The sequence below is a fragment of the Acutalibacter muris genome, assembly GCF_002201475.1.
Taxonomy (GTDB): Bacteria; Bacillota; Clostridia; order Oscillospirales; family Acutalibacteraceae; genus Acutalibacter; species Acutalibacter muris.
Genome location: NZ_CP021422.1, coordinates 3,312,947 through 3,330,118, shown reverse-complemented (window position 1 = coordinate 3,330,118; position 17,172 = coordinate 3,312,947). Strand labels below are relative to the sequence as shown.

The window sequence follows — 17,172 nt, the reverse complement described above, 5'->3', positions numbered from 1 at the left end:
TATCAAAATTTCTTTCGGTTTGCAATATGAATACTGCTCCCACTTTTTCAAGCTGGGAGCGTTTCTATTTTACTGAAAGGACTGGTGTATATGTTAAACCCAATCGAAAAACTTACCGTCATCGACGGCGAAACCCTGCAGGACATGAGGTTCCAGCCGGGCAAATTCACAATCGACACGCTACTGCCCCAAGGTATTTCCATGCTCGGTGGCGCACCCAAGAACGGCAAATCCTGGATGGTGCTGGACTGGTGTGTGAGGATTGCAAAGGGTGAACCGGTGTGGAACCTACCAGTCAAGCAAGGCTCGATCCTCTACCTCTGCCTGGAAGACCCGCTCCGCCGGGTGCAAGACCGACTATTACAGCTTACAGATGAGGCTCCTCCCAACGCCTTCTTTGCGACAGCGGCAGAGAAGTTGGGCCAGGGTCTCCGCGAACAGATTCAAGAGTTCGTCCGGGAGCACCCAGACACCGTGCTGGTAACCATCGACACTTTCCAAATCATCCGCTCAGGTGGGCAGGACATCTCCTATGCCTCCGACTATTCCGAAGTGCGAGAACTGAAAAAGCTGGCTGATGAGCTGCAAATCTCCATTCTGCTTGTCCACCATCTACGCAAGCAGGGAGCCAGCGATCCGCTGAATAAGCTGTCCGGCACCACAGGAATCAGTGGCGCGATGGACGCAGTTTTTATCCTCGACCGGGGCCAGCGCAGCGAGGACGCGGCAACTCTGGTCTGCACCGGTCGGGATATTGAAACTCGAAAGTTGGATTTGCGTTTTTCAAAATCCGATTGCTCATGGGAATTGGTGCAGGATAGTTTGGAGAATCGTGCGCTGGAAATGCCGGAAGAACTGACGGCGCTGGTTGAGTTCATGCGTTCAGCGCAGACATTTAGCGGCAGCAATACGCAGCTTGCCGATACGGTTGGAAAGCTGGCTGGCAAGGAAATTGCGCCCAAATCCCTCAAGCAAATGATGAACCGCTGGCGCTATGTCTTGGAGGAAAAGGGTGTGTTCTTACGTAGCCACCGAAGCAATGGGCAGAGGCTGGTTACCGTTTCTTTTTCTTCTGCCCCACCCGATAGTGACGGAAGTGCCGCAAGTGACGCAACATTGAGCAGTGCCGTATTCACCGTCCCTCGCGACCCTGACAAGACCGAACCCCCTGTATTCTCTAAGGAAAACGTCCGTCCGGCGTGAGCCGCTGCTTTCGGCCCTTGCGCCCCTGTGGGGCCACAGCAGGCCCGTGTTGGCGTTTTACGGCGGGCAGTCGGGTAAGTCCACCAGGCCACGATAAGGCCGTTTTGGGGCAATTCTGGCCCGGTTTTGTGGCAAGGTTCAAAGGGCCGGATTTCCCGGCAGGGGAGGGCCGAAAGGGCTTCCCGCTGGGGCAAGCAGAGCGCGTGGCTGTCCGCCCCGCACGTAGAGAACCGGGCAGAAGCCCGAACCCACTTTTGAAAGGAGAAAGGTATGCAGGACAACAGAAAACGAGCGGAAACTCTGACCATTCGCCTGACTAAAAAGGAGAAGGAGATAATTCAGAAAAAAGCAAAGAAGGCTCAACTCAGTATTACAGATTTTCTCGTTACAACCACGTTACGCACAGAAATTCATGTTGCCGAGGACATCAAACCTCTGCTGATCGAGCTGAAAAAATCGGCAACAACATCAACCAGATTACCATGAAAATCAACGCAGGAGCGTTTCGCTCGGCTGACTTCATGGAAGTGATTCAAGGTCAGCGGCATTTTTTGCGATGGTGAAAACTCTTTTACAGAATTTCTGACGACGAAACAGGCGTACCGCAAGACGAGCGGCATCAATTTTTATCACTATGTTCAGTCGTTCTCGCCGGACGAGAACATCACTCCACAGGAGGTTCACGCCGTTGCCAGAGAGTTTGCGGAGCGCGCTTGGCCTGGTCATGAGATTCTGGTGGCAACGCATTGCGACGCCGACCATCTGCACTCACACTTCGTTATCAACTCCGTTGGCTTTCAGAACGGTAAAAAGCTGCGGCAAAACCCGAATACTCTGATTGAGTTGCGGGCTATCAATGACGAAATCTGCGCGGCACATGGGCTGTCGGTGCTACCGCCCTATGAGAAATCTGGTACGAAAATGTCCACGAGGGAGTACCGTGCTGCTCTGAAAGGCGAGAGCTGGAAGTTCAAACTGATGGCTGACATCTGCGCCGCCATGAACCGCAGCGGCAGCAAGCAGGACTTCATCTTTGAGATGGAGCGGTGCGGTTACCAAGTGCGGTGGACAGATGAGCGCAAATACATTACGTTCACCTGTCCCAACAAGATGAAGTGCCGGGACCTCAAATTGCACGACAATAAATATTTAAAGTTTGCAGCTTACTTCCGGCTCAGGGGAACGGACTTTGTTTGTAGCAACCTTGCGGTTCTACCGGAGAAAATAGAACTTATCCTGCTGTCCTACAGCTATTGTACCACGGGTATCTTACGGCCTGCTGGTACCTGATTTATTAACTTATAAACTTATTATACGAGGAGAATTTAGAGTATGAGTTACAGTACAGAGAGGCCCACTATGGACGAGTTAGTCGCAAGAAACGCAAGCGGTATCCGCAGTATGAAGGAGTCGAGCTTGCCGGTGATGGTGCCGATCCAGGAGAAAGATTGGGATACGATGGTGGATCTTCTGGAGAGTTCGGTAAACTTCCAGCCGAAGTTGTACTCGCTGGTGAAACAACAGATTGCCGAGGAGCAGATGATTTTCCAGTCGTTGGTGAAACAGATAAAGGATTCCTCAATGAATATGGACAGCCTCGCGCGACAGGCTGGGAAGAGTCTCGAAAGGAGTTTGAACGATTCCTTGGCAAAGGGTACGCAGTTGGAAACGGCTATCGCCAAGGCAGCGAAGCGACGGAGTTGGAAAACCTGGACGCTCATCGTCATGGTGTCGATACTGTCCTCGGTGCTGGGGGCAGCGCTGTCCGCTCTGCTGTGTATGCACTGGCTGCACTAAGCGAGGATGATGAAGACCCAGAGGAGCGCAGAAAACGCATCGAGGCTCAAGAAAACGGCGAGGCGTTGGGTGCTTTACTTGGCCTTGCGGTGGGTGCTATTTCTGAAATTTCAGAAGAAAATGATGATGAATTTGACCACAAATTCAAATGAGTATGGAGGTTTGCGAATGACAAAAATGGAGTACAAAAAAGCTCTGTCCAGCTACCCGGAGGCGCTGACTGCCTCTGAGGTAGCTGAAATTTTGCGCGTATGCACCAAGACCGTCTACAAATTGATTAGGCAAGGTGAAATTCCGGCAGTGAAAATTGGGCGAGAGAACCGCATTTCCAAAAGCGTTCTCATCGCTTATCTGCGAAATAAGGATAAGGAAAGTCCGAACCCAAAATGTGTCTGTTCTGAAAACTCTGCGGGTGCAGTATGGACTTCCGGCAAGTCTTGTGGTAGTGTGTGTGGTGCCAGCGGAACCGGCGGAAAGGAGAGGTCAGCATGACAGATAAAAATTTATTTGCGGCCAGCGTACAATCAAAGAAAGGGCGTCTCTACGCTGTGATTCAAGTCAAGGAGGACGGCAAAACAAAGCCGGTCTGGCGGGCGCTTGGCCTACCAGAGGGGACAGGGAAATCAAAGGTGCAAAAAGCTTATCGGGAGGTCGTAAGCAAATTTGAAATCGAGTACGCCGAGAGATTGGTGCGCAGGGGAAACCCGGCAGCTGGTCTCTCGGTTTTTGATTACCTCTGCGCCTATTTGAACAGGGCGAAATCGAGTATTCAGATCAACACCTATGAGAGTTATCACGGCATGATTTATGGAAAAATCCGGCGATACTTTGAGCCTAAGGCAAAGCTTACGGTTGATACTTTGCAGCCGAAAGATATCGAGGATTTTTACGATTCCCTCTTCGCTGACGGCGTGACTGCCAACACGGTTATCCATTACCATGCTATCATGCGGCGAGCATTCAGCCAAGCGTTCAAAGATGGTTTGATTAATGCCAACCCCTTTGACCGGGTGGACAGACCCAAAAAAATAAGTTCCATGGCGAGAATTACTCCGAGGACGAGCTGAAAGCACTGTTGGAGTTGACCCGCTCCGACCCAATCTATCCTGCTATTCTGCTGGCAGGCGGGCTTGGGTTGCGCCGAAGTGAGGCTCTCGGCGTACGCTGGTCGAGAATAGATTGGGATCAGAACACAGTGCTGTTGGACACAAAAATCGTTGAGTACGAGCGTAACGGTGAAAAGATTGTGGAGCCGGTTGAGGAAATGAAAAACAAATCCAGCCGGAGGACGCTGCCATTACCGGCTCCGGTGCGTGAAATGCTGGAGACGGAGAGGGAAAAGCAAGAGATTTATCGCAAAATGTTCGGGAAAAGCTATGATTTAAGGTATATGGATTTTGTTTGCGTCGACCAGCTCGGCAGGCTGATTAGGCCGTCGTATGTGACACAGCATTTCAGCGACATCATCAAGAAATATGGGCTGCGCAAAATTCGCTATCACGACCTTCGATACCCAAATGTCAAGCCCAAGACACAAAGTAATTATAAAACAGCAATTCTAAACATGTCTTTACATGCGTAGAATTGCTGTCTATACTTTTATGAAAAGAGCACAAATGGAAATAACATTAAACCTCCATACGCTGGATTGCATTAACTCTCTTTTGAAGCTCCTCTTGGATTATTTCTTCTGCAACAAGACCTTCTGTCGGACTACCTTTTTTATTACTTGCCATTGCAATAAGGAAAGCAATGACATCCTTCTGGGTTTCTTTTGGAAGTAGCAGAAATTCACGAGTTGTTACAAACACATCTATACGCGAATAGGCTTCCTCCACATCAATAAATTCACTGAGAGTTTCCTTATTTACGTGACGTGTTTCTACAACGAGCCTGACCGCTGTTTTCCCACGCGAAGTACAGTAACTGATAACTTTTGCAAGTGATATATTATCTGTAACAAGTGTCTCTTTGATGTGTTTGACAAGTTCTTCGTCAAGTTGACTCAGCATCCACAAAAAGTTTAGTCCTCCATATTGCAACAGAGCAGCACCTGAATTTATTGCATCAATGCATCGCGACTTAAACAAAGGCTCAAGCGCTAAAAGCTCATCCAAAGAAATAGCCTGTTTATTTTCATTTGGTCCCTTATCAGTACAGCGCCCATGCTGTGTTTCAAAATCCTGCAAAAGTAATGCTAATGTTGGTGGATCGACCATTTTATCTTCAAATATACTTTGTAAGAGCGGAAAACGTTCCACCATATCAACTACTTCCAGTAAAGTGTCTACACAAAACAGTAATCTCCATGCAAACGGAATGGTAAAAAAATCTTTTTCTTCAGCCTCAAAAGAGCTCCACATCCGGCAAAGGCATCGTATTAAAATTGTAGCTCTTTCAGAAGGAACGTTTTTTGAATCACCTTTATTGGCATATGCCTCAATTTCTTCAAGCAGTCTGATGATTTTTCCGTTCTGATACAACCGGGTAATGTCTGCTACAAGTTCGCTTTCTTTTGCATCATATATGAGTTTCTTCATGGTCGTGGTTGGAATTGCATCATCTTCAAGAAAGAGGGAAAAATAGCGATCAAAGCATTCCGGAACAGCAATATTACAATTGATTAAAAATTTCCTGTGATCATAATATCGGCCACCAAGCTTGCCCGTTTTGGGGAACAAAATCCCGAGAATATTTTTTGCTGCTTCCTCGTTCGCAGCAACTCCCTCTGACAAAATTTCACTAACAGCTTTCTTTACATTATCTTCATCAGTGCGATATTTGTGTGAGTAACTACTTATTGAACCGCATACCCCTTCTCTTTCCCAGGCCCAGCGGCTCAAAAAATTCAGTCAGGAGGGGCGTTTATCCATAGATGTAATGCGGGCGATTATGGGCGAGGAAAAGAAAAGCGATCTGGACAAGGTGACGTTTACCTCCGACACCCTGCGGAAGTATTTTCCCAATAGCTACACCCCAGCCCGGATGCAGGAAACCATCATCAAACTGCTGGAACAGTGGCAGAAAAAGCGTCAGAGAGATCAGGAACGCTGAAAGGAGCGCTTATGAGAGATCACGTTGCCAGAGAGTTAAAGGGCCACAACATACTGGCTGTGGAACGGTTTCAGGATAAGACCCGCTGGATGGTGGAGTTTTCCGTCCTGCGGCCCCGCACTGCCTACGGCACACCCAGCGATGAAACGCGCCTGTTTCTGGACGAGGACGGCTACCAGGCCGTTCTCGCCAGCCAGAAGCGCCGGGACATCAAAATCAAACGGTATGCCCGCGTCATTGAGGGGCATATCCTGGACTTCAAGCCCAAAAAGAAACGCCACCCGTAAACACGACAAATTGAGAGGAAGGAATGAGTATGTGTACCGTTAAGGAAAGATTAAATCGCCCTCAAAATGCAAAGACTACCTCCTGCACGAATTACAGGAGGTAGTAAACTTACCTCCTAAAAGGAGGTAAGTTTTATGCAGGGGAAAGTAGAGATATGCGGTGTAAACACCTCAAAGCTGAAGGTGCTAAAAAGCAGCGAGACCCGGGAGCTTTTAATACGCGCCCACGACGGGGACAAGGGGGCCCGGGAGAAGCTGATACAGGGGAACCTGCGCTTAGTCCTCAGCGTCATACAGCGCTTTGGAAACCGGGGCGAGAACCCGGACGACCTGTTCCAGGTAGGGTGCATCGGGCTGATGAAGGCCATCGACCACTTTGACGTGAGCCAGGGCGTGCAGTTTTCCACTTATGGGGTGCCGATGACGTTCCCTTGGGGAAAAAGGGAAGGAGGCGCAAAATGACCAGGAAACAGGCCATTTCAGCGGTGCTCGGCTACTTAGACAAACAGCCCGGTTTACCCACTGACCTCTGCAAAGCGATACTTATTTTGAAGGAAATGAAAAATGGGATGCCGGGGAAGATTTGGACGGATGAGGCTATCCGGGAGGCTGTTGAGCGATTCATGGAGGAACATGGCCGTCCACCCAAGGTAAAGGAACTGGATACGGTGGAGTACCTTCCTCCCCACCCTGTCGTGGCCAGACAGTATGGGATGACGGCGGGGAAGTGGCTGGAGAAGAACTACCCCGGAGCCAAAGGAAGTCTGTCAGGCCGCTATAAGGGGCTGACGCCGGAAGATTTGAAAGAGATGTTCATCGCAGAGTATAAGCGCTTAGCCCCATCAAGCGAGGAAGATTTCGACCGGCGGAGGCAGGACGGTGTTCCCAGTTGGCATTACATGGCAAAGCAGCTGGAAGTTGACAGATGGAATGAGCTACGAGAACTTTGCGGAGTGATGCCCAAGGTGGGACGCAGTGGTGAGAGGATTTTTCTGGTGGATGGGCATATTCTTGTGGTCAAGTCGCAAAAAGATCAATAAAGCTATTATAGAAAAGGGCGAGAAGAAAATTTCTTCTCGCCCTATATCAAATTACATGGAACTTGAATTATCCTGCTGGATGGACCTGTCACGTTCTGTCCAGGTTTTAGCCCTTAGCTTATGTACCAAGTCAATACCTAAAACAGGGAATGCTCGATATTCATTTATATTTTTTTGAAGCAAAACAACACTATCAAGGGTATTGCTAACCTCTACCGCATCTCTGAGTGTATTTATTTGTATCATGACTCTATAGCGGTGCAGACTTATATTTATTCGCTTACAAATATGTATGATTAGTCCAACTGAGCTGAGAAGAACAGTCAGAGGCCCCACCGCAGATATACATAGCATAGCCACCATAATGGAGATAAGTAGTACTAACATAACTATAAAGGCAATAATTCGGTACTTCTCCAATCTGGTCTCCCACCTGGTATTGAGTCCGTGGCACTCAAGAATAGCAGCTATTCCTTCTTTCGATTCATCTATTTCGTACCAATCTTTCACTCCCGGAGGCACGTCTGAACCATTATGCTTAGTTTGAATATCAAATTCTTGGGGAAACCGCTCCTTATCCTTCAAAGTTATTTCATCCAACTCCCACTTGTTTCCAAAATCTGACAGTTGCTCCAAACCGAAAACATACGCATCAAAGTGTGCACGTAAAGCTGAAGCCAACTGTGCATTTTTCTCTGTGCGAACTGCACAAAAAGTAGCTATCAAATCAATGACCACAATTCCCACGTTCCGTATAGTGTTCAAAGGTTCTGTGTCTGGGAGAAACATTGATGCCCATGATACAGCAAGCAGTGCCCAGCAGGCGTAGTTCCATTTCTCAGCCAGATTGAAATGTCTCCGGGCTGAAAACTGATACCGGAGCATTTTATCTTCATTTTGACGTTCCATTATACTTTTCGCATTCATGCTAACCTATCAACTCCCTTTCCACTAATAATAGGTCTTTCTTCAAGATCTCCAGTTTCCGAGAATCCGCTACAAAGTTACGAAGTGCATTTCCATGACAATTTCTCAAACGTTTCCCACTTCCGCAAGGGCAAATATGGTGGCCCCGGTATGAATGAAGGCAGCAATACCGCATCAGCTTATATGCCGCATCAATACTGGAGGCATCAAATAATTCTTGGTACGTCTGAAGTATACCCTGGCAGCCATGTTCCCGGTCGCCGAATGGAAAGCTGCTGTACCTAACATAGTACTCATATGAGAAGAAATAAGGCTCCACAAAGTCCTGTAGCCATTGCAGTAAATCAAAGCCATCCAGGAACCTCATGCGTATACGGGTGTCAGTATCCAAACACAGCACTCCATCATCATATATATGCCGGTAAGATATGGCTACACTGCGGCCTGTGTCAATTACATAGGGAAGCTTGTCCGAGTTAAGGGGAATGCAAATGTCAATCAAATAGGATTGGCAAAGATGAAACCCACAGGCCAGAATATCCACAGGAATACTCCCATGCAGTCGCACTAGATTGTGGCTGTCTTTGGCTACTGCTAAGTCCTTATATCGTTCGAACACCTTATTTAATTGCAAAGCCAGGCTCTCCTTGGTGAAATTCATTGCATTCTCCATGGCTTTGGCATAGCATTGCTTGAAGTGATAATTCTTGGAGCAGACTGGCGATATTTACTGCCCCAAACCTTAGAAACTGTACTTTCCCCAAAAGCACTGTCCATTTTGGCCCTGAACTCATTATCCTTTAGGTCAAAGGCCATTGTTAAGTCTTTGTAGGCCACATCAATCCAGTTGAAAAACGCCTGAGCTGCGTCAGGATTCTCGTTCCACTTATCGACCAGATTGTCTTCAGGATTGGCAGGATTCTCCAGAATCCACTCTCGATTGCGTCGAGCGATCAAACTCTTTCCTACATAAGTTTCCGTAAATACTTTTTCGGTCATATTGGGGTTGCGATAATGTCCATATGTATGGAAATCTTCGAGAACCGCCTTCAACAAGTCAAATACGGAGGTCCAAGGATTCATTGGCTGGGCCACCTGTGCAGCAATAGTGCTCAGAATAGCTGAGATGGGCTTTAGTACATCCCCATCTTTTAGATGGCTAAAATGCACATTCCGATGAGCCTTTAGAATTTGTATTACACGCTGAACAGCTGAGCGCAGATGACTGTCAGGAATATCTTCAATGGAAGCATAAACCCGAGCGTTCGATTCAAACAGAGCGCGACGTTGCTTTTCAGAGACGACGGCCAAAAAGGGTCGGTTGATTTCTTCAAACCATTCCCTATACCCCTTCGGGTTGTTAGTGGCCCAGGTGTATACTTTCTCCTGATACATCGGTATGGCAATGGAGGAGCGAATCAGCATAGGCACCTGACTTTTTTCAACCAAACGTTGTTTATTGATATCGCTTTCATTGGCTGCGGGCACAACATCGATGCTGAAACTAACCTTTCCAACATCAGCGTAATGAATTGTGATACACTGATCGAAAAGTTCGAGCTTTCCTCCGTATAGTTCACTGTCCTTGAGAATTCTTTCTACCTCACTCCGGAGTTCACCTGGCGATTGTTCCTCACGGTCCTTTCGAAGCTGGCAAATCAAATCCAAGTCATAGCCAGCATCTGGTGTGCGTGTTACTGGGCGAACAACTGTGCCGAGAGCAAATGAGCCCTGTGGGTATATGTCCGCATCCACGCCTTTGCTGGCCAAGAATTTGGCAATGGCCTGATATTTGTCTGTAGCATTGTCGAACATAGTTGGAGTAATGTCCAGGGATTCAATCACTTGCAAAAGGTCACTCTGTCGTGCATTTCGTGCTAAGTTACTAATAGAATCAGATCCTTTCGTATAAAAATTTCCTCGCTGAGTCTCCCTGAGGGTGTGGGGGTTCCCGGAACTCTCTTAGTATAACACTGAAGAGGACCTTTGTCAAGAGGAATTTCCGGGATTATGTGAAAAAATCACCAAATCAAGCATAAATTCCGAGGAATTTTCGCAAGTTTCCCTTGACAATTGAGATAAAATCGTGTACCATTAAAATTGATTAGGAGGCGCTTTTATGCTTGCAGAGTTTAGGGTAAGTAATTTCAGATCATTTGAAAATGAGCAAGTGTTCTCTATGGAGGCAGGGAAAGTCCGCAACAACCTTTCGCGGGTCTATACAGATGGGAAATTCAAGCTTTTGAAATTTATGGCAATTTATGGGGCCAATGCATCTGGGAAATCTAATTTCCTGGAGGCTTTTGCCTTTGCTCAAGAAATAATCGTTACAGATATTCCTAAAAATGCTAAGAATGACTTTTGTCGGGTCGATGAAAAAAACGCCGGTGTACCTTCGCATTTTGAGTTTACAATAAAAGTTGGGAACTCAAAATATGTATATGGCTTTTTCATGCTAATCAGTAAGGGGACGATTACCAGAGAATATTTGCGGCAGCATAAATATGGTTCCACTTATAAAACCGTTTTTTCAAGAGATGTCGTTTCAGGGAATTATGAGGTGGATACTTATTTTAAGGAGCCAACTCTAAATGACCGTCTCAAGATATATGCGGAAGATGTTTGCCAGGACGGCTCCGTACTTTTTTTACGGCTTATGAATCAAAACAAGAGTGGGCTGTATCAATCGGATTCCCCCATTAACATCTATAAGGATATTTATAACTGGTTCAAATTCAAGCTTAGTGTGAATTATCCCGACCGGCCAGTGACAAGCTATTCTTATCTGTCGGATTCAGACGGTGTAGATAAGATTGGAAAACTGCTGCATGCCTTTGGAACCGGTATATCAAAATTTCGGATTATCGATATTCCTTTAGAAAAAGTACTGGCTGATGTTCCGGAAGACGTCGTGGAAGAAATGTCCAATGCTCTTAACGAGGAAAAGAAGTATTACGAAAAATCCGGGATTTCAAAGATTCCATCAGTGGTTATCCGCTCTTTAGCAGACAACTCTATGTTCTTTTTGAACTTAAAAGAAGATAATATCACATGCCAAACTCTGGAAATGGAACACGAACAGACCAGTGCAATGTTTTCTTTGGCGGAAGAATCAGATGGTACAGTTCGCTTATTGGACTTAATTGAAGTTCTTCTTTGCCGAGATACGGAACGAGTATATATCATTGATGAAATCAATCGAAGGCTGCATCCATTGCTGACGTATAACTTTGTCCAACAGTATCTTCAGCTGGCAGAAGAACGTAATATCCAGTTAATTGTCACAACCCATGAGTCAAAGCTGATGGATTTTGACTTGTTGAGGAAAGATGAAATTGGCTTTGTGAATAAAGATGAAACTGGCCGATCGGCTTATTATTCTATGGATTCTTTTGGAGAACGTTTTGATAAAAAAGTATGCAAATCATATTTTGAAGGGAAATACGGGGCAATTCCGCAATTCAAGTTGTAGTTGCATAACCAATGGTTGCTATTGCATTTGGCATCTGAAAAAGGAGAAATGTGTACATGATTTATGAACTCCGACATTTTGATACGCCTTTGCTGCGTTTCTCTGCTTCTGAGGACACAAATTCTCCAGAAGTCGAAATAATCTGGCAGGACATGGACAAGCGAGATCTATTGCCCCTTGATATGCTCCCCACCAATGAAAGTGTTCAGAAATGGCTACGCCACCGAACCGTCCCCAAAAATCGGGCTTATGTCCACAATTTCCTCAGTAAGTGCGGGTTAAGTCTGAATCGCCCTATGAATATTCTTCAAGTTTCTAAGGGGTTGTCTTTGAATGATTGTTATTGGATTGTCGAAGAAGGGTTTCCAGGGACTTTTGAAAAGTTCAACTTATATGACAACCGATTTACAGGAGTATTGGCGCTCATCGCTTTTACTGGTTACGGAAGTGATATACGCAGCTCCTTAATTTCAAGCCCGGAGTTTACCACAAACGGTATGCTTCCGAAGTGCTGGCGCAGAAGGGATGGGAAGATACTTCTTTATAAAGGCGGCACCTCTGGGGCTTCTAACACAGGGAATGAGCCCTATTCTGAGTATTACGCAAAACAGATCGCAGACAAGTTGAATGTTGAAGCGGTAACTTATGGTCTTTCCAAGTGGAAGAACCAACTATGCTCTACCTGTGAGTTATTTACCAGTAAACAGCATGGTTATATGCCCGTGGGTCATGTTGTTACTTCTGGAGGTATGGATGCAGTTCGGGCATATTATCATAAACTTGGCCCTGCTTATGATAGTGCTCTCGCTGATATGCTGGTATTTGATGCAGTGATTTGTAATGTGGACCGACATCTTGGCAACTTCGGTTTCTTGATTGATAATAAGCTCAACCAAATTGTCGCGCCTGCGCCTCTATTTGACCATGGTAATTCGTTGTTCAATTTTGCGGGACGAGATGATTTCACTTCTCTGGAAACATTGGATAAATACGCTTCTGGCCTTTATCCTGCTGTCTATGACGACTTTATTGGAACGGCGAAGCAGGTATTAACCTCTGAACACAGGGGATACCTACGCCGTCTGCTTAACTTCCGGTTCCGCAAAAATCCTGCATATAATCTGTCAGAGGAGCGGCTTGCCTTAATCGAAAAAGTAATTCATAAAAGGGCTCATATGCTTTTGGAGTGAGACCATTAGTATAGTTGATTATTCCTGTGCCGTCTGAGGCTATTTCAATTTGCCATAGATTTTTGTCGACAACTTTCATGCTTCCATTTACTGAATCTTTCCCTTTTCGACACGCCGATGACATTCCCTTGGGGAAAAGGGAAGGAGACGCAAAATGACCAGGAAACAGGCCATTTCCGCAGTGCTCGGCTACTTAGACCGGCAGCCCGACCTGCCCCAAGAACTCTGCAAGGCAATACTTATCCTTAAGGAAATGCGAAATGGGATGCCGGGGAAGATTTGGACGGATGAGGCTATCCGGGAGGCTGTTGAGCGATTCATGGAGGAACATGGCCGTCCACCCAAGGTAAAGGAACTGGATACGGTGGAGTACCTTCCTCCCCACCCTGTCGTGGCCAGACAGTATGGGATGACGGCGGGGAAGTGGCTGGAGAAGAACTACCCCGGAGCCAAAGGAAGTCTGTCAGGCCGCTATAAGGGGCTGACGCCGGAAGATTTGAAAGAGATGTTCATCGCAGAGTATAAGCGCTTAGCCCCATCAAGCGAGGAAGATTTCGACCGGCGGAGGCAGGACGGTGTTCCCAGTTGGCATTACATGGCAAAGCAGCTGGAAGTTGACAGATGGAATGAGCTACGAGAACTTTGCGGAGTGATGCCCAAGGTGGGACGCAGTGGTGAGAGGATTTTTCTGGTGGATGGGCATGTGCTGGAGGTTGAACACGTAAAACAGGACACATGATGATGTCTGGGATATAGTCAGAACGGGGAGTTGCCATCGTGCATCTCCCTGTTTTGTGGACTTTTTGGGTTATAAACTCTATTTCAAAAAATATTTTTCTGAAATCGGCTATAAACCTTGACTTTGGCAAAAGATACGGGTACAATATGGTTAGTAAGAAGGGAGGCTTCAATTATGCTTTGTCAGTTTTCTTTTCAGAATTTCCGGTCATATAAGTCTGAAACTACCTTTGATTTTCAAGCGACAGCTATCCCAGAGTTTGCAGATTCTTTGATCTCCTGTGGTAAATCTGATGATTTGCTGCCCGTTGGGGTTATCTATGGACCAAATGGGGGCGGCAAATCGAACCTTTTGCAAGCCCTTGCCTGCTTAATATCCACTGTTGTGAAACCGATTCAAGATTTGAAAAAGACCAGAGTGTCACCCATTGTCCAGCAGCGAAGTGGTTATTCCCCCTTTATATTCAGTGAGGAAACTGTGAATAGCCCTACAGAATTTAAGCTGTTTTTTCGTCAGGGTACACATGAGTATTGTTACTATTTAGCAGTGTTGGACGATGTGATAGTATCAGAAAGCTTATATTGGAGAAGCCTCGGTGGGAAGAAAACAGGTACTATTTATGAGCGTGAAGGAACTGAGATTGTTTTGGGGCCTAGCATAAGCAAATCCAGTATCAGCCGTTCCGTTAATCCTAAGATGCCCTATCTTACGTTCCTTGCTATAACTTACGACATTCCCAAAATTGCCGAAGTACAGACATGGTTTGAATCCTGTTTAACTTTGAACTATGCAAATCCGGCCATTGAAAGCAAAGTATTGTTTCCAGCCAGTAACATTGTGCAGGACAAGATCATTCACGCGCTCAATGATATGGGGATTGATATGACTGGATATCGATTGGATGAAGAGGGTTCCCAGCTTTATACTCAGCGCACTATAAATAACAAGTGCTATGAAATGCGTTTTGAAGAAGAATCCGATGGGACGAGAAAGCTTATCAGTATTTTACCGTTGATTTTGCAGGCGCTACAGGATGGCAGATTGGTAGTTATTGACGAATTGGACGCGAAGCTGCACCCGAAACTTCTACGGTATGTTATATCCTTATTCAAGAACAAAAATATCAATAAAAAAGGAGCCCAATTGCTTTTTACCTCTCATGACATGACAACTATGAAAAATACGGTATTTCGTAGAGATGAAATATGGTTTGCAGCTCTCAACGAGAACCACGAGAGTGAGATCTACTCGCTCTATGAGATACGGCGTGAGGACAATGAGCGTGTTAATAGCACAGCCGCCTTTGACAAACAGTATCTGGAGGGCCGCTACGGTGCCGATCCGTACCTATCCAATATGTTGGCGAAGGAGAACTGGACATGAGCTTGAAACCGCCAAAGAAGGGCGACCTTAATAAGAACTGGATGAAACGCCGTCGGGACAAGCCAATCAAAATACAACCCGAATATCATCTTATCGTGACGGAAGGGACAAAGACTGAACCGCTTTATTTTCAAGCTATAAGAGATATAATCAATCAGAAATATCGTGACCGTATTCAACTGGATGTATCCGGGGAAGGTGATAACACACTCAGCTTGTTTGAGCGGGCAAAGCAACGGGTTGCAAAAAGTGCCAATGGCTACTCTCATGTGTGGGTAGTATACGATACTGATGACTTTCCTGCTGACCACATCAACAGGACGGCTGAGCTTTGTAATTCCGAAACGACTGAGGAAACGGTATATCATGCAATATGGTCAAATCAATGTATTGAACTGTGGTATTTGCTTCATTTTTGCTTTTTGCAATCTGATATTAACCGAACAGCATATGAGCAAAAGCTCACACAACAGCTAAAGCCGATTGGAGCGGGCAGCTATGCCAAAAATAGAAAAGATATGTTTGAGATTCTCCGGCCTTATATGGACTCGGCAATCGCCAACGCAAGATTGCTGGACAGAGTGAATATGGGAAAACCGCCTGCAACTGCGGCACCGGGCACAAAAGTGCATGAGCTGATTTGTGTTCTGAAGCCATATTTGAATGACTGACTTATAGCAGAAAGCAGCCACAGAATATTGATTTGGAAGAAGGGAAATGATTTTGAATATCCTTGTTATTGGAAATGGCTTTGACCTAGCACATGGATTGCCGACAAAATATGAGCATTTCTTGAAGTATGTAGAGGAATATTGGCGCTTTTAGGTCAATCACAGGCAGCTGGTGGTGAGGTACAAGAGGAGTCAGAATGTGTTGGTGGAAATTTCGTGTTTTATCATGAATTTATGTAAGACAATGATTGAGAGATGTTTGACGAGCTTGGAAAAATGGTCGAGTATAATATTTGGATCAATAATTTGCATTGAAATCCCACTTTACTATTGTTAAAAACTAAGGAGAAGAAATATGCTACTTAGCGAAAAATTATTCACTACTCGCGAAAAGGCACTCGAGATGCCTAACGTAGTTTATCATTATTGTAGTATGACATCCTTTCTCGCAATTTTAGAAACGAGTTCTTTACGTCTATCTAACATAACTAAATCAAATGATCCTACTGAAATTACCAATGTAATTCCAGTATTAAAGGATGTAACCAAAAATGTGTTAACGGATTACAATAACCTTATTTCTACTCCATACCAGTTTAGAGATGATACTATATCAAAGCTTGTTGATCGCTTTTTTGAGGATTTATCCAAGAATTTCTATGCGATTTGTTTCTCCGAAAAGAGGGATCTACTTAGTCAATGGGATCGCTATGATGATAATGGCAAAGGAGTTGCACTGGGGTTTAATACGAGGCATTTTGTTAAGCTACAGGCTGAAACTCGTTCACAATACATTTTTGGGAAGATAATATATGACCAGAATATGCTGGCCAATTCTATTGAATTCTTTTTGCGGAATGAAATTGATGGAAAATGGAAATCATGCGACGACATACATAATGTGAATTTGATTGAAAATGTCATCAATAATTTGGTTTGCACAATATTACAATTTTCGGTACTTTTTAAAGACGGTTTTTTCTCAGAGGAAGCTGAATGGAGGCTTGTGTATAACCCTTTGGGTAGAATCCGACGTTTAGGATACGCTTCTGCATATCACGATCGCCTAATGGAAACAAATCAATATCGACTGGAGCAGAGCGGATTTATTCGAAACACATATCAGTTTTTGGTTAAAGGAAGTAGCATCTCATCTTATGTTGATTTGAGCTTTGAGCCAATTAGGGATGCACTAATACAAGAAATTATAATTGGACCCAAATCAACACTACAGCCAAATGATAAAGATTTACAGATGTTTCTAGCACTTCATGGCTATAGACTTTCAAAACTTGCAATTGAAGGAAAGCTTATTCTTTCAAAGTCAGATCGGCCATTTCGGTGAAGCCATTTTCAGAATGGTTCTATAGCTCTGAAGGGAATAACTACTAATAAACAACAGTTTAATA

The 17,172-nt window shown here is 45.3% G+C and carries 22 protein-coding genes and 2 pseudogenes; 20 read left to right on the top strand and 4 right to left on the bottom strand.

Going from position 1 to position 17,172, the window contains the following annotated elements; genetic code table 11:
* The first annotated feature begins 90 nt into the window (after window positions 1-90).
* The 9 genes from ADH66_RS17030 (at window position 91) to ADH66_RS21195 (ending at window position 4,582) form a co-directional block, all read left to right on the top strand.
* Window positions 91-1,203 carry an AAA family ATPase gene (locus tag ADH66_RS17030; RefSeq protein ID WP_066536697.1) on the top strand — a complete coding sequence of 371 codons (1,113 nt, stop codon included), beginning with the start codon at window positions 91-93 and terminating at the stop codon, window positions 1,201-1,203.
* A gap of 270 nt (window positions 1,204-1,473) precedes the next feature.
* A complete protein-coding gene (locus tag ADH66_RS17025) occupies window positions 1,474-1,689 on the top strand; it encodes a plasmid mobilization protein (protein ID WP_236757101.1) in 216 nt (71 codons plus the stop codon).
* The gene (locus ADH66_RS21205; protein ID WP_236757260.1) at window positions 1,686-1,766 is read left to right on the top strand and encodes a hypothetical protein; all 81 of its coding nucleotides are present in this window, start codon (window positions 1,686-1,688) and stop codon (window positions 1,764-1,766) included. The genes ADH66_RS17025 and ADH66_RS21205 overlap by 4 nt, the downstream gene beginning before the upstream one ends.
* Window positions 1,750-2,493 (top strand): relaxase/mobilization nuclease domain-containing protein, encoded by a 744-nt coding sequence (locus ADH66_RS17020; protein ID WP_084384301.1) that lies wholly within the window; start codon window positions 1,750-1,752, stop codon window positions 2,491-2,493. Before ADH66_RS21205 ends, ADH66_RS17020 begins: the two co-directional genes overlap by 17 nt.
* 69 nt (window positions 2,494-2,562) lie before the next feature.
* Window positions 2,563-3,000, top strand: coding sequence for a hypothetical protein (locus ADH66_RS20730; RefSeq protein WP_088364472.1), 438 nt, complete (start codon window positions 2,563-2,565; stop codon window positions 2,998-3,000).
* Complete coding sequence (locus ADH66_RS20725) at window positions 2,979-3,152, top strand: hypothetical protein (protein ID WP_207653009.1); 174 nt, start codon at window positions 2,979-2,981, stop codon at window positions 3,150-3,152. Before ADH66_RS20730 ends, ADH66_RS20725 begins: the two co-directional genes overlap by 22 nt.
* A 16-nt stretch (window positions 3,153-3,168) precedes the next feature.
* Entirely contained in the window at window positions 3,169-3,492 is a 324-nt protein-coding gene (locus tag ADH66_RS17010) for a helix-turn-helix domain-containing protein (protein ID WP_088364513.1), read from the top strand.
* Window positions 3,489-4,067 carry a phage integrase SAM-like domain-containing protein gene (locus ADH66_RS21200; protein WP_066538373.1) on the top strand — a complete coding sequence of 193 codons (579 nt, stop codon included), beginning with the start codon at window positions 3,489-3,491 and terminating at the stop codon, window positions 4,065-4,067. The genes ADH66_RS17010 and ADH66_RS21200 overlap by 4 nt, the downstream gene beginning before the upstream one ends.
* A gap of 8 nt (window positions 4,068-4,075) precedes the next feature.
* Window positions 4,076-4,582, top strand: coding sequence for a tyrosine-type recombinase/integrase (locus ADH66_RS21195; protein WP_236757100.1), 507 nt, complete (start codon window positions 4,076-4,078; stop codon window positions 4,580-4,582).
* Between the two features lie 46 nt (window positions 4,583-4,628).
* On the opposite strand, the gene ADH66_RS17000 is transcribed toward ADH66_RS21195, so the two are convergent.
* The gene (locus tag ADH66_RS17000; RefSeq protein WP_157130649.1) at window positions 4,629-5,843 is read right to left on the bottom strand and encodes a hypothetical protein; all 1,215 of its coding nucleotides are present in this window, start codon (window positions 5,841-5,843) and stop codon (window positions 4,629-4,631) included.
* Between ADH66_RS17000 and ADH66_RS16995 the strand changes: the two are divergent.
* The 4 genes and pseudogenes from ADH66_RS16995 to ADH66_RS16980 form a co-directional block, all read left to right on the top strand.
* A pseudogene (locus ADH66_RS16995) lies at window positions 5,803-6,054 on the top strand (ParB/RepB/Spo0J family partition protein); the annotation flags it as partial. The gene ADH66_RS17000 and the pseudogene ADH66_RS16995 overlap by 41 nt on opposite strands.
* A gap of 11 nt (window positions 6,055-6,065) precedes the next feature.
* On the top strand, window positions 6,066-6,341 hold the full coding sequence (locus ADH66_RS16990; protein WP_066538380.1) for a DUF5720 family protein: 276 nt from the start codon (window positions 6,066-6,068) through the stop codon (window positions 6,339-6,341).
* Between the two features lie 135 nt (window positions 6,342-6,476).
* A pseudogene (locus tag ADH66_RS16985) lies at window positions 6,477-6,764 on the top strand (sigma-70 family RNA polymerase sigma factor); the annotation flags it as partial.
* 35 nt (window positions 6,765-6,799) lie between these two features.
* Window positions 6,800-7,381 carry a hypothetical protein gene (locus ADH66_RS16980; protein ID WP_066538385.1) on the top strand — a complete coding sequence of 194 codons (582 nt, stop codon included), beginning with the start codon at window positions 6,800-6,802 and terminating at the stop codon, window positions 7,379-7,381.
* A 51-nt stretch (window positions 7,382-7,432) separates the two neighbouring features.
* Here ADH66_RS16980 and ADH66_RS16975 read toward each other — a convergent pair whose 3' ends face one another.
* The 3 genes from ADH66_RS16975 to ADH66_RS16965 form a co-directional block, all read right to left on the bottom strand.
* A complete protein-coding gene (locus ADH66_RS16975; RefSeq protein ID WP_066538387.1) occupies window positions 7,433-8,308 on the bottom strand; it encodes an S-4TM family putative pore-forming effector in 876 nt (291 codons plus the stop codon).
* A 1-nt stretch (window position 8,309) separates the two neighbouring features.
* Window positions 8,310-8,483, bottom strand: coding sequence for an SEC-C metal-binding domain-containing protein (locus ADH66_RS21895; protein ID WP_407922934.1), 174 nt, complete (start codon window positions 8,481-8,483; stop codon window positions 8,310-8,312).
* Between the two features lie 482 nt (window positions 8,484-8,965).
* Window positions 8,966-10,153, bottom strand: coding sequence for a nucleotidyltransferase domain-containing protein (locus ADH66_RS16965; protein ID WP_207653008.1), 1,188 nt, complete (start codon window positions 10,151-10,153; stop codon window positions 8,966-8,968).
* A gap of 274 nt (window positions 10,154-10,427) precedes the next feature.
* On the opposite strand from ADH66_RS16965, the gene ADH66_RS16960 reads away from it, so the two are divergent.
* From ADH66_RS16960 to ADH66_RS16930, 7 genes are all read left to right on the top strand, one after another.
* Window positions 10,428-11,780 (top strand): AAA family ATPase, encoded by a 1,353-nt coding sequence (locus ADH66_RS16960; RefSeq protein ID WP_066538397.1) that lies wholly within the window; start codon window positions 10,428-10,430, stop codon window positions 11,778-11,780.
* 56 nt (window positions 11,781-11,836) lie between these two features.
* Window positions 11,837-12,970: a protein kinase gene (locus ADH66_RS16955; RefSeq protein ID WP_066538401.1), complete on the top strand. Its 1,134-nt coding sequence runs from the start codon at window positions 11,837-11,839 to the stop codon at window positions 12,968-12,970.
* Between the two features lie 154 nt (window positions 12,971-13,124).
* Complete coding sequence (locus tag ADH66_RS16950; protein ID WP_066538405.1) at window positions 13,125-13,709, top strand: hypothetical protein; 585 nt, start codon at window positions 13,125-13,127, stop codon at window positions 13,707-13,709.
* A gap of 174 nt (window positions 13,710-13,883) precedes the next feature.
* The gene (locus ADH66_RS16945) at window positions 13,884-15,092 is read left to right on the top strand and encodes an AAA family ATPase (RefSeq protein WP_066538411.1); all 1,209 of its coding nucleotides are present in this window, start codon (window positions 13,884-13,886) and stop codon (window positions 15,090-15,092) included.
* Window positions 15,089-15,763: an RloB family protein gene (locus ADH66_RS16940; RefSeq protein ID WP_066538414.1), complete on the top strand. Its 675-nt coding sequence runs from the start codon at window positions 15,089-15,091 to the stop codon at window positions 15,761-15,763. Before ADH66_RS16945 ends, ADH66_RS16940 begins: the two co-directional genes overlap by 4 nt.
* A gap of 46 nt (window positions 15,764-15,809) precedes the next feature.
* Window positions 15,810-15,917, top strand: a complete 108-nt coding sequence (locus ADH66_RS21890) for an AbiH family protein (RefSeq protein WP_084384399.1) — start codon at window positions 15,810-15,812, stop codon at window positions 15,915-15,917.
* A gap of 201 nt (window positions 15,918-16,118) precedes the next feature.
* Window positions 16,119-17,108 carry a DUF2971 domain-containing protein gene (locus ADH66_RS16930; RefSeq protein ID WP_066538418.1) on the top strand — a complete coding sequence of 330 codons (990 nt, stop codon included), beginning with the start codon at window positions 16,119-16,121 and terminating at the stop codon, window positions 17,106-17,108.
* The last annotated feature ends 64 nt before the right edge of the window (window positions 17,109-17,172 follow it).